Here is a 12,413-nt window from a genome sequence, read left to right as displayed (position 1 = left end):
TCAGCTCCGCGACACCCATCACCAGATCCCCCGAAGCGGCGAGAACGGGACGTCATCGTCATCGAAGGAGCCACCCGGACCGGACGACGGGGAGGACGAACCGCCACCGAAGCCGTCGCCACCGGGGCCCGGGTCGTAACCGCCGCCGTAGCCGGCACCGGCAGCAGCGGCACCGCCGGCGCCACCGCCGCCGCGTCCACCGACCAGCTGCATGTCACTGGCGACGATCTCGGTGGTATAGCGATCCTGACCGTCCTGCCCCTGCCACTTGCGGGTCTGGATCCGGCCCTCGATGTACACCTGGGAGCCCTTGGACAGAGACTGCGCGGCGATGTCGGCCAGACGACCGAACATCACGACCCGGTGCCATTCGGTGTTTTCGCGCCGCTCCCCGCTCTGCTTGTCGGTCCACTGCTCCGTGGTGGCCACGCGGAAGTTGGTGACGGTCGCCCCGCCGGGCGTTTCGCGCTTTTCGGGGTCGGCACCGAGGTTGCCGAGAATGACCGCCTTGTTGACTCCGCGAGCCATCAGTCCGTCTCCTGCTTCTGTTCCTGGTCGCGTTGGCGACGCACTTCCTCGCGGTCGATCCGCATGTCCTCCGGGGCCGTGACGCCGATCCGGGCCTGCGACCCGTTCACGTCCAGCACCTCCACGGCGATGTCCTCGCCAACCATCAGCCGCTCACCTACCTTCCTGGTTAATACCAACATCAGCTCGTCTCCCTCAGTTGCTTCTCCAGCTTCCGGACCCGCGATTCCACGCGAGCCCGGACCGTCTTTTGCAGCCCCGGCACCTCCAGCGCATCCCGGCATTCCTCCAAGGTGAAGCGGTCCACCATCTGCCGGCGGCTGTCGGTGTCCACCGTCTGGATCTCGCGGCCCAGGGTCTCGTCGTATCGGGCGAACGGGTTATTCATCGCTGCCTCCGTTGATCATGCGCATCTTCCCGCCGCCACCCGGCATCCGACGGTCGTCCGGGATGAACCCCGTGCCCTGGGTCTGCTCGGTCGCGCGCAGGTAGTCGACCTCGACCTTGGCCGTCTCGGTGATCTGCTTGCTGACCTCGCAGATGGTCTTCGCCTTGTCGATGTCCATGTTCCCGGCGCGCAGGTCGCGCAGGGTGTCGAACAGGTGCGTGCGCAGGTCGTCGATCTTGTCGGTGCTCATGCGGATTCCCTCCGGTTGATCTGGCGTTTCAGGGCACCGCGGAGGCGGATCACGTCCGCGATCTCCTTCGGGTAGCGGGTCAGGAAGCTGTTGCGGCGCATCAGCTCGGAGCGGGGGATGCATTCCAGGCGGTCCGGGGTGATATCGGACTCGACGGTGGTGTGCATGCCCTGGCGGAACACGACCGCGTGACCCTCGGGCACCGGGCCATGCGCTTCTTCCCAGACCAGCCGTGCGACCGGGACCCAGCGGCGCGCCGGCACGATGTCGCGTGAGTCGGTCACCTTGCGCTCGAGTATCCCGTCTCGGGTGACGCGGGTGCTGCCGATGGGCTTGTAGTTCGGGGACTCGCTGGGTGCGCGTCCGGGCTTGAACCGCGTCTCTGCCGAGCGGCCGCCGGCTTTGTGACGCTTGCCCTTGTTCCAGCTCGTCTGCCCAGGGCGGAACTGCCCGGGGCCGGACGCCAGGTATTCCGGCGACTTGCTCAGCCCCAGAGTTACGGCGCGGTTGCTCACTGACGATTCGGACCGCCCCAGCACCCACGCGATGTGCTGGTTAGATCGGCCCGGGTACAGGCCCCGCAGCACCTTGTCTTCGTCTTCTGTCCACTTCGCCATGCCTGGCTCCTCGTCTTGTGGCTCTTCGCGCCATCCGGTGGTGCGGTCTCGACTTTCCCAGACGACCTTGGTTAGAAGATCAGCGTGAGACCACACCCCGCATGCCGCGGGAAACGGCCCGTCTCGTGGGCCCTACGGCTTCGCCCGAGGCAAGAGGCCTCGTCTCCGCTGCGGGTGTTGCGCACCGCCCGCGGGCGCCCTGCGTTACCGGCCGGACCCTGGCAGGGGCAGGGCATGGCCTCCGGCCGGTGATGGAATCAGGCGGCGGCCTGGTGTCGATGGATCTCGATCCGCGTCAGGCTGGTAATCCCCGCGGACTCCATCTTCTTGCGCAGGGCCGACTCGAGTTGTTCGTCGCTGACCCCGGGCGGGACTTCGGTCTCGAAGGTGCCGACCACGGTCACCGCGTGCTTTCCGGGGGAGGATTCCCGCGGGGGCGGGTCCGGGGTGTGCTGTTCCGTCGTGTCCATCGGAGCAGTGTGCTGCTGCGGCTCGGAGTTGATGGGGCTCGCATCCGGCCGGTTCGCCCGGGTCGCTTCGGCGGCGGCCGCCTGGCGCTCCTGGCGTTCCTGTTCGCGCTGGCGGGCCACCTGCTCACGCTGCAGCTCGGCCTCGAGGATGCGCTGCAGCTCGGCCGAGTAGGTCGCGTCGTCGGATTCCAGCACCCGGTGAACGTGGCCCTGCGTGAGGGGCGCGGACAGCCCGGCTCGGTAGCTGGCGTTCTCCAGCTCGAGAAGGCGCATGCGCACCTTGTCCTGCCGGGCCTTGTCCTCGCGCACCCGGGCCTCCAGGGTCTCGCGCGGGCCTTTGGCCAGGTTCCCCTTGGCAGTGACGGCAGTGACCTTCACCAGGTCCTCGATCTCGGCGCGCTGGTGGTGATCCTCGACCTCCAGCTCGTCCCAGCCATCGGCCCGCAACGCGCTCAGCATTTCGCGGGCTTCTTCTCTCACCTGGTCCTCGTACTTCTGCACCTGTCCCAGGATCCCCTGGCGCGCGTCCTCGCACTTCGATTCGAGGGTCTTGATCTGCTTCTCGAAGGCGGCGATTGGGGCTTTGGCTTCGTCGGCCGCGGCCTTGCGACGGCTCGCCAGCTCGCCCTTGAGCTTGTTGATCTCCGTGGCGGCGGCCTTGGCGTCCTTCACGCCGTCCTCGGTGACGACGGTTTCGTACTGCGCCAGGCGTTCGTCCAGCGCCTTCTCCAGCTGCTCGAAGTTCAGGTCGAGCACGGCCGGCTGGGTTTCGATGCGGATCAGGTTCTGCATTTCCATGGGTTACTCCGTGCGATCAGAAGATCGTGTCGAGATCGGGTTCTTGGGCCGGGATGGTGTCTGGGGCGTGCATCGGTTCGCTGCCGCGCCGGACCTTCTCGACGATGTCCGCCAGCTCCTGGTTGAACTGGTCAATGGCGCGCGAGATCTTCCGGATGCGCTTCTCGTCCCGGTACACGCGCTTGATGAACGGCGGCAGGCCGCGGCAGTAACTGATGAAGTCCCACCACTCCCGCTCCGCGACCCAGATCAGGCCGTCGATCTGGGGCATGTGCTCGGCAGGCACTTCCTCCGCCAGCAGCACCTCCAGGTGAAGGTGAGGGAGCTTGGTCTTGACCTCGCATCCGCCATCAATGCCCACCAGGCCATCCGGCGAGCCTCCCTTGTCTCCGTTACGGATGAACCCGACCTGCTCCACGTCTACCTCGCGAATGAACCCGTAGGTCTCGCGCGCCTCGTCTTCCTGTTCGTGGCCGCGCCGTGTGTGCTGGTTGCTGAACCCGGGCATGGGCTCGCCGGTCAGGATCTCGCCGGCGAGCTTGAGCATGTAGGTGCGCCGGGTTTTCCCTTGCCCGCGGTCGATCAGCTCGCCGAACTGCGAGGCTGTGGGGATCCCAGCGCGCACGCGCAGCCACTCCTCAGTGCCCTGTTCGATGTCGCGGTGGATCTCGATCATTGCGAGGCCCCGTTCTTCTGGCTCTGCTTGTGCTTCAGCATTTCCATCGCGCGCGGAAACTGATCGGCGCGCAGATCGGAGAGGGGGATACTCCGGCCGTTCGGAATGCCGGCGAAGGCCCAGTCCTTGAACCGGTCGATGTCCGATCCCGTGGCCTCCAGCATGTCCTCGATCTGGCTCAGCTGTTCGTCGCTGATCTTCTCGACCGGAGTTCCTGCGTCGCCGCCGTCGTCGTCCTGGTCACTGGCGGCGAGGCCGGTGGCCGCGAGCAGGGTGTACCGCTGCAGGTAGGTGATCGTGCTGCCCACCTGCTGGAGGCCGTTCTTGTTCCCGCTGTTGTCCGGCTGGCCCGCCAGCGTCACGCGCTCCTGGTGACCTTTCTCGTGCGCTACGATGCAGGTCACCTTGACCTGGTTGCCTTCCTGTTCCGTGGTCCAGCGGAAGGAGAGCCCGTGCGGGGCCATGGCCTGGCTGATCACGTTGGAAACGTGGTCCAGGGTGGCGTGCCGGTAGTGGGTGCGGCCCTTGTTGCTGGTGAAGTCCACCTCGGCATTCTTCTCGATCCGAGGCGGGTCGGCCTTGAACGCTGCCATGGCGCGGTCGAACGCCTTGCGGGCTTCGTTGGTCTCCCAACGTTCGTGCATGTCCATCAGGCGTTCCAGCTGGTCGGCCTGGCCGGACTGGACGGCCTTTTCGGCCAAGGCCAGCATCGGCGAGGACACCGGTGGCTGATCCTGTTCGATGGTGGCAACGTCGGCTGCTGCATGGTGGCTGGTCACGTCAGGACCTCCGGTTGGTGATTGCTTCGAAGACATCCGCCAGGCCTGCGAGGACGGCAAACATGCCGAACACCGGTGCCACGTAGGCGAGGGCGACGAAGGCTGTCTCCAGCGAGCTCATGCCGGAGCCTCGTCCCGCAGCACGTCCAGCACGAGACACGAGAACTGCAGCGGATCGCGCTGTGCCCGGTTGGCCATGCGTTGAACGGTGTCCATGTGATCGCGCAGGGCGATCGTCACCGCCCACTCGGCACCGGAGTTCAGGAATTCCGCCGCGACTTCCTGGCTGCCGAAACTGCGTGTCAGGGCGCGACCGCAGCCTTCAGCCACCGCCGCGACCACCTCGGGGTCGGCGTCGACCTCGTCTGCGACGCGCTGGATGTTGGTCTGCGTGGGCTTGTCGTACATGACCGTCCCCTTTCGTATCGGTAAAGGCGATAATAGGAAAAACCGATACCCTACGTCAACAGGAGAAAATGGTTGTGCCGATACTCCCTGATATTGCGGAAACGAGGTTAGTCCTCAGGTAACTCGGCGGCTACGATTCAGGGCAACTTCAGAGAGGAACCGGCATGAGTGAAGAACGGCGACCCACGACGGTCACGCTTGGGGCGATGCTGATTGCGGTTAGCGGGGCGTTTCTGGCGGGGATGGCGGCTGGCGCGGTTTGGGAGGACCGCGCCGGCAGCTACAGCACGGTCGATGAGTGCGTGCTGGAGCACTACGCGGGCGGGAATGAGCTTGAGATGATGGCCCTGGAGCGACGGTGCGAGGCCACGATGGGGGAGTAAGAGGCAGTGCCAGCCTGGCCATTCCGATATCTCCGTCCCCAGTGATGGCCGGGCATGGTTGCCTGCATAGGCGTGGTAAACTATCCCGAACGATTCACGTTGGTGGACCGCAATTCATGCAGCTACCCTTGGAAGCCGAGACAGCTGACTTCCCCGCCGTCTCCCCATGGTTGGAGATGGGGGCGTACGAGGCTCTGTGGCTGAAAGATGGCGTGAACACCTTCAAGAAAGTTGCTGATCTGTTTCGGTCTAACCCTGGTGCGCTTCCCTCTGAATTGGTTTCCAGGGAGGAAGCTGAGCGTCGGGCAAACGAGGTTCAGCAAGTTCTTTGGCGTGCCGGCGTGCGGTCGTTCGGGGTTCGTGTGCACCAAGCTGGGGAGTACCCACAGAAGTTGCGCGATGCGAGCCATCCCGTCGAACTTCTCTACTACCAGGGCCGGTGGGACCTGACAGAGCTTCCGTCGGTAGCAGTGGTTGGTGCTCGCAAACCCAGTGATGAAGGCCGTGCGCGCGCGCGCAAGTTAGCCAAGAAGCTGGTCGAGAGCCGTTACACGGTCGTATCCGGGCTTGCGGCGGGCATCGATTCCGAGGCGCACAAGGCGGCGATCGATGCTGGCGGGAACACCGTCGCTGTCATCGGGACGCCGTTGAGCCACAACTATCCGAAAGAAAACAAGGAGTTACAGAGTCAACTGGCTAGGGATTTTCTAGTGATTAGCCAAGTTCCTGTGCTGCGTTATGAGCGTCAGGGACCGAAGCAGAATCGCTTTTTCTTCCCGGAGCGCAATGTGACGATGTCCGCCCTGACCGAGGCGACCGTCATCGTGGAAGCAAGCGACACGTCAGGAACGCTAACCCAGGCCCGTGCGGCCCTAGCGCAAGGTCGCAAGCTCTTTATCCTCGACAGTTGCTTTCAAAACAGCCAGATAAGCTGGCCGTCCCGGTTCGAGAGAAAGGGAGCGGTCCGGGTCAGAACGTTCGAAGACATTTTGGACCACCTTGGGTAACCAACGTTTCAGCCGGATCGATCAGCTTACACGGGGTGAACACGCCCGGTTGAGCGATGACGATGAGTGCTACTACCTCCGCGAGTACGCGTCAGGAGAAAGTTACAGCTACAGCGACACTAACCAACTGATCTTCAACCTAAAAAAAGGACCGGAGAAGCGGGGGACCGCTGAGTGGAAGTACAAACGCAGAGCTATCCAGAAAGCCGGAAGGATGCTTCGCGAGAGCATGCCGAAAAAGTGGCTTCAGGACGGTACGTTCGTCCCGGTCCCGCCATCCAAAAACCCATCGGACCCAGACTATGACGACCGCATGTGGTGGGTTCTGGAGTCCGTCGGCGATATTGACCGCCGCAAGCTAGTGGTTCAGGACCGCTCGTTCGCCCCCGCCCATTTACGGGGCCCCGCCCAAAGGCCTACAGTCGACGAGTTGGTGAGTGCTTACCGCATCGACCACGACCAGGCCGACCCTCCGCCAACCCGTATTGCTGTCGTCGATGACGTGCTGACTGCGGGCACTCACTTCAAAGCGATGCAGCATGTCCTGCAAGAGCATTTCCCTCAGGCTCGTATCGTTGGCCTGTTCATTTCCCGGCGGATATGGCCTGAAGACGACGAGCCGTTTTAGCGCAAACGACGGCAAGTACCAGAGCCGGAATAACTCCCTACACAGTTCCATAGGCGAGCTTCATAAGGGAGGCATTCTTCGGAAGGTCCAGCTGTGGAAGGGGGAACCCTGACAGCTGGTCATCGGAGGTTCCTCTTGTGCTGGACGACCGGGCCAATCAGCGAGCCCGGGTTGCCGGAGTCGATGGTGATGGTCGCGTAGTCCGGATTCAGGGGCACCAATTCATAGACCGGGTGCCCCTGGCTGTCCCGGCCGCGGTCTCGGTATTTCTTGACGGTGGCCTCAGCGTCGCCATTGACCCTCGCCACCACAATGTCGCCGGGGCGCACCGGTGCATCCGGGTCCACGATGATGATCTCGCTCTCGCGGAAGTCGGGTTCCATGGACCGGCCGCGGATCTCCAGGGCGAAGGTGTGCGGGCCTAGGGCCTCGGCCGATGCCGGATCGAGCCACTCGTGCCGGTGGCCGTCGCCGCACTCGTAGGCGTCTACGATCTCGCGCGGGGAGCCAGCTTCTACGTAGTCGATCACAGGGATACACCGCGCGTTTTGCACCGTCGGGATCGCCGACAGTGCGGCCTGGGATTCGGCCGCACCTAGGGTGCATTGGCTGTATTCCCCGTCCCGCCATCCTGGGTAGTACTCGTCCAGGATGTCTTCAACATGATCTGGATGGTCCAGCGCTGTTTGCTGGCTTGAAGATACCCCTATCTGGTCGACAAGTTGGACGATCTGCAGGTAGGCATCCTCATTTGGGTTGAACTGCTCCAGAAATGCCCGCAATGCCTCCTTCTCCCGACTCGTTACACCGTCGATGTCTCGGTTCGGGACTCTCTTGCTACCTCCACCGCCCCCTATCAGATCGCTGGGGGTGACGCCAAGGATGCGAGATATACCGTCGACCTTTGGCCAGCGCGGGGTGTGTTTGCCGGTTTCCCAGCCGGCAACCGTAGCTTGGCTGACGCCCATCTTCCGGGCCAGCTCAACCTGGCTCAGCCCCGCGCGCGCCCGCGCGTTACGTATCCGATGTCCGATTTCTGTACTCATCACGGCAAGTGTATAGGTAGACCCTAATCAGGTCACATAGGCCACGCCGGTCTTCCGGTGTTGCGAGATATAGGTTTAGACGATATTATTCGCCGTATGAGTGGAAATACCGATACTCGAGCGGCGCTGCGTCGGGCGTTGAAGTCACTCGATCCTCCGACGCAGGTCCATCTCGCCAAACGGATGGGCGTGTCTCAGCCGTCCGTGTGGGAGTGGATCCAAACCGGACGTGTACCGGCGAAGCGCTGTCGTGAACTGGAGGCTCTTACGGGGGTTCGGGCCGAGGAGTTGCGGCCCGACATCTTCTCCCCCGTAGAGCGCGATGGCGGCGTTCGTGCGAAGGAGTCGGCCTGAATGGCGCATGACGAAGCGCTCCTGCTTGGGTGCGCTTTTTTTGTGGCACCGGAGGGCTTTCCCACGCCATACCACCAAGACGGACCGAGGGGGAAACCATGAAACAAGAGGACCTGTGGCACGACAGCCTGGAAGAGGCACTGCGCACTGTAGTGATGGCGCTCGGCGGCCCGAAGAGGGTGGCGTCCGATCTGTGGCCGGGCAAGTCCATCACGGATGGCGCTCGGCACCTAAACCACTGCCTGGATACGGAGCGCGCCGAGAAACTTTCGCTCGGCGAGCTGGTGTGGCTGCTGCAGGCGGGCTCGCGCGCTGGCGTGCATACCGCAATGGCTCACCTGGCCGAATCCGCGGGGTACGCGGAGCCGAAGCCGGTAACGCCGGAAGAACAGCAGAGCGAATTGCAGCGCGAATACATCGCCGCGGCCAAGGCCATGGAGCAGGTCGTCAAACGGATGGAGCGCCTGCAAGGAGGTGATGCATGAGCTGGAACCCCGAGATTCCCCTGGAAGATCACCTGCCCGCCGAGGGCATCCCACTGATGATTTGCACGCCGATCCAGCGCGCGGCAGAGGCCGAGGACCGTGCGCGGGATCGGCTGGCGGACACTGCGGCCACCTGGTCGGAGGTCGAGATCCGGCGATGGCTGGAAGAGCAGCACCCTGTGATGCGCGCCGACATGGCGCAGCGCATCCGGACCCGAATCCCCGCTGGCAGGCCGGGTCAACAGCCTGCTGACTTCCTCCGCCGGTTGCCGGGGTCCAACCTCCGGCCTTTCTCCGGGTGGAGACCACAAAAAAGCCCCGGCTGGCTGGCGGGCCAAGTGCCGGGGCTCATCAACTACACGGACATAAGGATATCAGATGGCTCGAATTCGAACAATCAAGCCTGAGTTCTGGCAGGACGAAGATTTGGCCGCATGTTCACCGCATGCCCGCCTGCTGGCAATCGCTCTTCTTCAGCTGTGCGACAAGAACGGCGTGTTCAGAGCAATCCCGATGCAGATCCATGCCCATGCGTTCCCCTGGGAATCAGAGGTGAATATCCCGTCGCTTCTCGAGGAACTGGAGGGGTGTGGGTACGTGATTTTGTACCGCGTCGACGGGAAAAGCTACGGCCATATCCCCGGTTTCACCAAGCACCAGCGGATACAGGGAAAAGAAGCCACAGCGGATGGTCAATATCCGGCCCCAGATCAAGCAGATACGCATGAGGAAAAGCCAAGTATTCCCGGCGAATACGGCGGTGATTCCCGGGGTGATACAGGAAAGGGAAGGGGAAAGGGAAAGGGAACAGGGGAAAAGGAACAGGGAACAGGCGCGCAAGGCGCGAGCGGTTCTGGCGAACCGCGGCTTGTTCATTCGACCTCGGATCGCTTCGAGGAATTCTGGCAGCAGTACCCGAAGAAGAAGGGCAAGAAGCCAGCCAAGGAAGCATGGACGCGCAAGCGGCTGGATGGACGAGCCGACGAGATCATTGCCGACGTCCAGCTTCGAGCCGGAACAGATTCCGGGTGGCGCCAGGGATTCATTCCGAACCCGCTGACCTACCTCAACCAGGAGCGATGGCAGGACGAGATCCAGCGCGATGGGCCGCAGGGTCAACCGAAAGTCGCCAGCAACCAGGAGGCTGTTGATTCGTTCGTCCAGTGGGCGAAAGGAAGGGCGGAATGAACCCGAATACCGACGCCAAGCTGTTCGGCGACATCGTTCGCCACACCATGGAGTTCTACGACAAGACGGTATCGGACGGGGCGCTACGCATGTGGTGGGCCACCCTCGAGAAGCACCCTATTGAGGAGGTGCGGGCTGGTCTGCAAGCGCACCTTCAAGACCCCGACCGTGGCCGCTGGGCGCCGAAGCCTGCCGACGTGATCGCGCACATCGAATCCCGCCAGGCCAGCCAGTGGCCTGAGTCCGACGAGGCCTGGTCCACGGCGCTGCGGGCGATGGACGAGAACGACACTGTGATCTGGAACGACGAGATCGCCGCGGCTTGGGGCATTGCACGGCCGATTGCTGAGGCAGGCGACGAGGTGGGGGCTCGCATGGCTTTCCGCGAAGCCTACCGGCGTGAGGTGCGCGCGGCCCTTGAGGAGGGGCGCAGCCCCCGGGTCCGGGTGTCGGCCGGACATGACCCGGATCTCCGGCGGGACGCCATTACGCATGCCGAAGAGCGAGGCCTGATTACGCACGACCAGGCGAAGAACCTGCTGCCGCCACCCGAAGAGGGCATGGCCGATGAAGTGGCCGGTCTTCTGACTGGTGGCGTTGGGGAGCCGACGAGCGTGGAAGACGCCCAGAAACGTTTGCGAGGTATCAAGGAGCTCTTGGGGGAAAGCGACCACAGCGGAAAGATCGAGGAAACCCAGGAAGTGCGCAGGCGCCGTGAGGCGGCCCGTGCGGCAGCGAGAAGAGCGGAGGGAGCGTGATGCGAATCGAAACCCCGGCAAGCCGGCCGACCGACCCCGGCACCAGCGCGGTGGCCGAGCGCGAGATCACGGCCAGCGGCAAGCGTCACCAGCAGATGCTCGCGACCGTGGATCTCCTGCGCTGCCACCCCGGGCTCACCAGCTCGGAGCTGTCCCGCACGCGCACCGCGGAGAGCATGGGCCTCGACCGCTACATGATCGCACGCCGACTGCCGGACGCAGAGACAGCCGGCCTCGTGGAGCGCGGTCCATCCCGCCGCGACGTGATGACCCATCGGACCGGCGTGACCTGGTGGCCAAAGGAGGTGGAGTGAGCGGCCGTTTTCTCTTGCCCGCCGGGGATGCCGAACGCGGATACCCGCGGGCGCAGATGGCGGTGGATGCCCTGCGCGAGGCGGCCAAGCGCACGAAGGCGGACGGCCGGCCCCAGGAGGTGATCATCCGCGAGTGGCAGCCGCCGCGCACCGACCCGCAGCGCAAGACGCTGTGGATGTGGCACGGAGAGGTCGCCGCTGAACTGAGCATCCGCACCAGCCGCCGATGGGCCAAGGAGGACGTTCACGAGGTGATCTTCATCCCGCGGTTCATGCCGCCGCAGGGCACCGAGCTGGTGGACCCGGAAACCGGCGAGATCCTGAGCCGAAACAAGCGCACCAGCGAGGCCACGAAGCCGGAGATCACGGAGGCGATGGAGCGGTACATGGCCTGGTGCTACCAGATGGAGATCGAGATCACGGTGCCGGAGGAAGGGTGGTGAGCAAGCCGAGCCGCGAATACATGGGCCGCGTGTCCGAGGTGCCGTGCGTGCTGTGCGAGTGCCTGGGTATGCCCGGGGTGCCGGCCGAGGTCCACCACCTCCGCGAGGGGCAGGGCGCAAGCCAGCGGGCCAGCGACTACCTGACCGCGGCCCTGTGCCCTGAGTGCCACCGCGGCCCGATGGGCGTGCATGGCGACCGGGCGCTGCTGCGCATGGCGAAGCTCGAGGAACTGGACCTGCTGGCGCTGACGATCGAGAGGGTGATGAAGCGATGACGGACAAGCTGTACCTCGGTATCGACCCCGGCGCGACCGGGTGCCTGGCGCTGCTGGACACGCAAAGCGAGTACGTCGAGCACCTGCTGATGCCGACCACCAAGACCGGAAAACGCAGCCGGGTGAGCGGCGCGGCGGTGGGCGCATGGCTGGCGGAGTACAGCGGCCGGATCGCGCATGTGTTCGTCGAGCGCGTTGGGGCCCGGCCGGGCGAGTCGCCGCATGCCGCGTTCAGCTTCGGGCACTCCGCGGGTCTGGTCGAGGGTGTGATCGCCGCCGCTGGTCTGCCGGTAACGCTCGTGACGCCGCAGGTATGGAAGCGGCATGCCGGCCTGACCGGCAGCAACAAGGACTCGGCCCGGTCGCGAGCGGTCCAGCTGTACCCCGGCGTCCGGGATCTGGACCAGAAGGCGAAGGGGCAGGCCCTGGCGGACGCGCTGCTGATCGGCCGGTATGGAGTCGAGCGGTGTGTCTGAGGACGAGCGCCGCAACAAGGTCGCGCGGGGGATGGTGGCCTGCTGGAGCCGATGGCTATCCGTACTTACTGGGATGGGCGGACATGAGGGTCCTTCTGGCGGATGTGGCGCGTGCGGGTGCGGAGAGGCGCGAATTTCGACA

The 12,413-nt window shown here is 64.4% G+C and carries 22 protein-coding genes and 1 pseudogene; 12 read left to right on the top strand and 11 right to left on the bottom strand.

The annotated features are described in order from the left end of the window. Nucleotides 1–18: 18 nt before the first annotated feature. From ssb to D571_RS0105530, 9 genes are all read right to left on the bottom strand, one after another. Nucleotides 19–528: a single-stranded DNA-binding protein gene (ssb, locus tag D571_RS0105575; protein WP_018935692.1), complete on the bottom strand. Its 510-nt coding sequence runs from the start codon at nucleotides 526–528 to the stop codon at nucleotides 19–21. Then, nucleotides 528–710 (bottom strand): carbon storage regulator, encoded by a 183-nt coding sequence (locus D571_RS0105570; RefSeq protein WP_024328866.1) that lies wholly within the window; start codon nucleotides 708–710, stop codon nucleotides 528–530. Before D571_RS0105570 ends, ssb begins: the two co-directional genes overlap by 1 nt. After that, nucleotides 710–916, bottom strand: coding sequence for a hypothetical protein (locus tag D571_RS0105565; RefSeq protein WP_018935690.1), 207 nt, complete (start codon nucleotides 914–916; stop codon nucleotides 710–712). The genes D571_RS0105570 and D571_RS0105565 overlap by 1 nt, the downstream gene beginning before the upstream one ends. Next, the gene (locus D571_RS0105560) at nucleotides 909–1,166 is read right to left on the bottom strand and encodes a hypothetical protein (RefSeq protein WP_018935689.1); all 258 of its coding nucleotides are present in this window, start codon (nucleotides 1,164–1,166) and stop codon (nucleotides 909–911) included. The genes D571_RS0105565 and D571_RS0105560 overlap by 8 nt, the downstream gene beginning before the upstream one ends. After that, entirely contained in the window at nucleotides 1,163–1,783 is a 621-nt protein-coding gene (locus D571_RS0105555; RefSeq protein ID WP_018935688.1) for an HNH endonuclease signature motif containing protein, read from the bottom strand. Before D571_RS0105555 ends, D571_RS0105560 begins: the two co-directional genes overlap by 4 nt. Nucleotides 1,784–2,040: 257 nt before the next feature. Further along, entirely contained in the window at nucleotides 2,041–3,051 is a 1,011-nt protein-coding gene (locus D571_RS0105550) for a DUF1351 domain-containing protein (RefSeq protein ID WP_018935687.1), read from the bottom strand. Between the two features lie 16 nt (nucleotides 3,052–3,067). Continuing rightward, nucleotides 3,068–3,727 (bottom strand): lambda exonuclease family protein, encoded by a 660-nt coding sequence (locus D571_RS0105545; RefSeq protein WP_018935686.1) that lies wholly within the window; start codon nucleotides 3,725–3,727, stop codon nucleotides 3,068–3,070. Beyond that, nucleotides 3,724–4,506 (bottom strand): ERF family protein, encoded by a 783-nt coding sequence (locus tag D571_RS13615; protein WP_018935685.1) that lies wholly within the window; start codon nucleotides 4,504–4,506, stop codon nucleotides 3,724–3,726. Before D571_RS13615 ends, D571_RS0105545 begins: the two co-directional genes overlap by 4 nt. 117 nt (nucleotides 4,507–4,623) lie before the next feature. Beyond that, entirely contained in the window at nucleotides 4,624–4,914 is a 291-nt protein-coding gene (locus tag D571_RS0105530) for a hypothetical protein (RefSeq protein WP_018935683.1), read from the bottom strand. 164 nt (nucleotides 4,915–5,078) lie between these two features. On the opposite strand from D571_RS0105530, the gene D571_RS0105525 reads away from it, so the two are divergent. From D571_RS0105525 to D571_RS0105515, 3 genes are all read left to right on the top strand, one after another. Next, nucleotides 5,079–5,297 (top strand): hypothetical protein, encoded by a 219-nt coding sequence (locus D571_RS0105525; RefSeq protein WP_018935682.1) that lies wholly within the window; start codon nucleotides 5,079–5,081, stop codon nucleotides 5,295–5,297. Between the two features lie 128 nt (nucleotides 5,298–5,425). Continuing rightward, nucleotides 5,426–6,304, top strand: coding sequence for a DNA-processing protein DprA (locus D571_RS0105520; RefSeq protein ID WP_026287609.1), 879 nt, complete (start codon nucleotides 5,426–5,428; stop codon nucleotides 6,302–6,304). A gap of 49 nt (nucleotides 6,305–6,353) precedes the next feature. Then, nucleotides 6,354–6,932 (top strand): hypothetical protein, encoded by a 579-nt coding sequence (locus D571_RS0105515; protein WP_018935680.1) that lies wholly within the window; start codon nucleotides 6,354–6,356, stop codon nucleotides 6,930–6,932. Nucleotides 6,933–7,051: 119 nt separating this feature from the next. Here D571_RS0105515 and D571_RS0105510 read toward each other — a convergent pair whose 3' ends face one another. Beyond that, entirely contained in the window at nucleotides 7,052–7,714 is a 663-nt protein-coding gene (locus tag D571_RS0105510) for a LexA family transcriptional regulator (protein ID WP_231363045.1), read from the bottom strand. Between the two features lie 84 nt (nucleotides 7,715–7,798). After that, nucleotides 7,799–7,978 (bottom strand): annotated as a pseudogene (locus D571_RS14545) (helix-turn-helix transcriptional regulator); the annotation flags it as partial. A 96-nt stretch (nucleotides 7,979–8,074) separates the two neighbouring features. Here D571_RS14545 and D571_RS14605 point away from each other — a divergent pair. The 9 genes from D571_RS14605 (at nucleotide 8,075) to D571_RS0105465 (ending at nucleotide 12,271) form a co-directional block, all read left to right on the top strand. Next, complete coding sequence (locus D571_RS14605; RefSeq protein ID WP_018935678.1) at nucleotides 8,075–8,332, top strand: YdaS family helix-turn-helix protein; 258 nt, start codon at nucleotides 8,075–8,077, stop codon at nucleotides 8,330–8,332. 98 nt (nucleotides 8,333–8,430) lie between these two features. After that, nucleotides 8,431–8,817, top strand: coding sequence for a hypothetical protein (locus D571_RS0105500; protein ID WP_018935677.1), 387 nt, complete (start codon nucleotides 8,431–8,433; stop codon nucleotides 8,815–8,817). Beyond that, nucleotides 8,814–9,224: a hypothetical protein gene (locus tag D571_RS0105495; protein ID WP_018935676.1), complete on the top strand. Its 411-nt coding sequence runs from the start codon at nucleotides 8,814–8,816 to the stop codon at nucleotides 9,222–9,224. Before D571_RS0105500 ends, D571_RS0105495 begins: the two co-directional genes overlap by 4 nt. Further along, complete coding sequence (locus D571_RS14255; RefSeq protein ID WP_024328864.1) at nucleotides 9,196–10,005, top strand: hypothetical protein; 810 nt, start codon at nucleotides 9,196–9,198, stop codon at nucleotides 10,003–10,005. Before D571_RS0105495 ends, D571_RS14255 begins: the two co-directional genes overlap by 29 nt. Next, the gene (locus D571_RS13600) at nucleotides 10,002–10,763 is read left to right on the top strand and encodes a hypothetical protein (RefSeq protein ID WP_018935674.1); all 762 of its coding nucleotides are present in this window, start codon (nucleotides 10,002–10,004) and stop codon (nucleotides 10,761–10,763) included. Before D571_RS14255 ends, D571_RS13600 begins: the two co-directional genes overlap by 4 nt. Continuing rightward, nucleotides 10,763–11,077, top strand: coding sequence for a MarR family transcriptional regulator (locus tag D571_RS0105480; RefSeq protein WP_018935673.1), 315 nt, complete (start codon nucleotides 10,763–10,765; stop codon nucleotides 11,075–11,077). The genes D571_RS13600 and D571_RS0105480 overlap by 1 nt, the downstream gene beginning before the upstream one ends. Continuing rightward, a complete protein-coding gene (locus D571_RS0105475) occupies nucleotides 11,074–11,520 on the top strand; it encodes a hypothetical protein (protein ID WP_018935672.1) in 447 nt (148 codons plus the stop codon). The genes D571_RS0105480 and D571_RS0105475 overlap by 4 nt, the downstream gene beginning before the upstream one ends. Next, complete coding sequence (locus tag D571_RS0105470; protein WP_024328863.1) at nucleotides 11,517–11,795, top strand: hypothetical protein; 279 nt, start codon at nucleotides 11,517–11,519, stop codon at nucleotides 11,793–11,795. Before D571_RS0105475 ends, D571_RS0105470 begins: the two co-directional genes overlap by 4 nt. Next, nucleotides 11,792–12,271 carry a hypothetical protein gene (locus D571_RS0105465; protein ID WP_018935670.1) on the top strand — a complete coding sequence of 160 codons (480 nt, stop codon included), beginning with the start codon at nucleotides 11,792–11,794 and terminating at the stop codon, nucleotides 12,269–12,271. The genes D571_RS0105470 and D571_RS0105465 overlap by 4 nt, the downstream gene beginning before the upstream one ends. Nucleotides 12,272–12,413 lie beyond the last annotated feature (142 nt).

Source organism: Thioalkalivibrio sp. ALJ24, assembly GCF_000377785.1.
Taxonomy (GTDB): domain Bacteria; phylum Pseudomonadota; class Gammaproteobacteria; order Ectothiorhodospirales; family Ectothiorhodospiraceae; genus Thioalkalivibrio.
The sequence above is the reverse complement of the archived record's forward strand: the minus strand, read 5'-3'. Positions and strand labels throughout refer to the sequence as shown.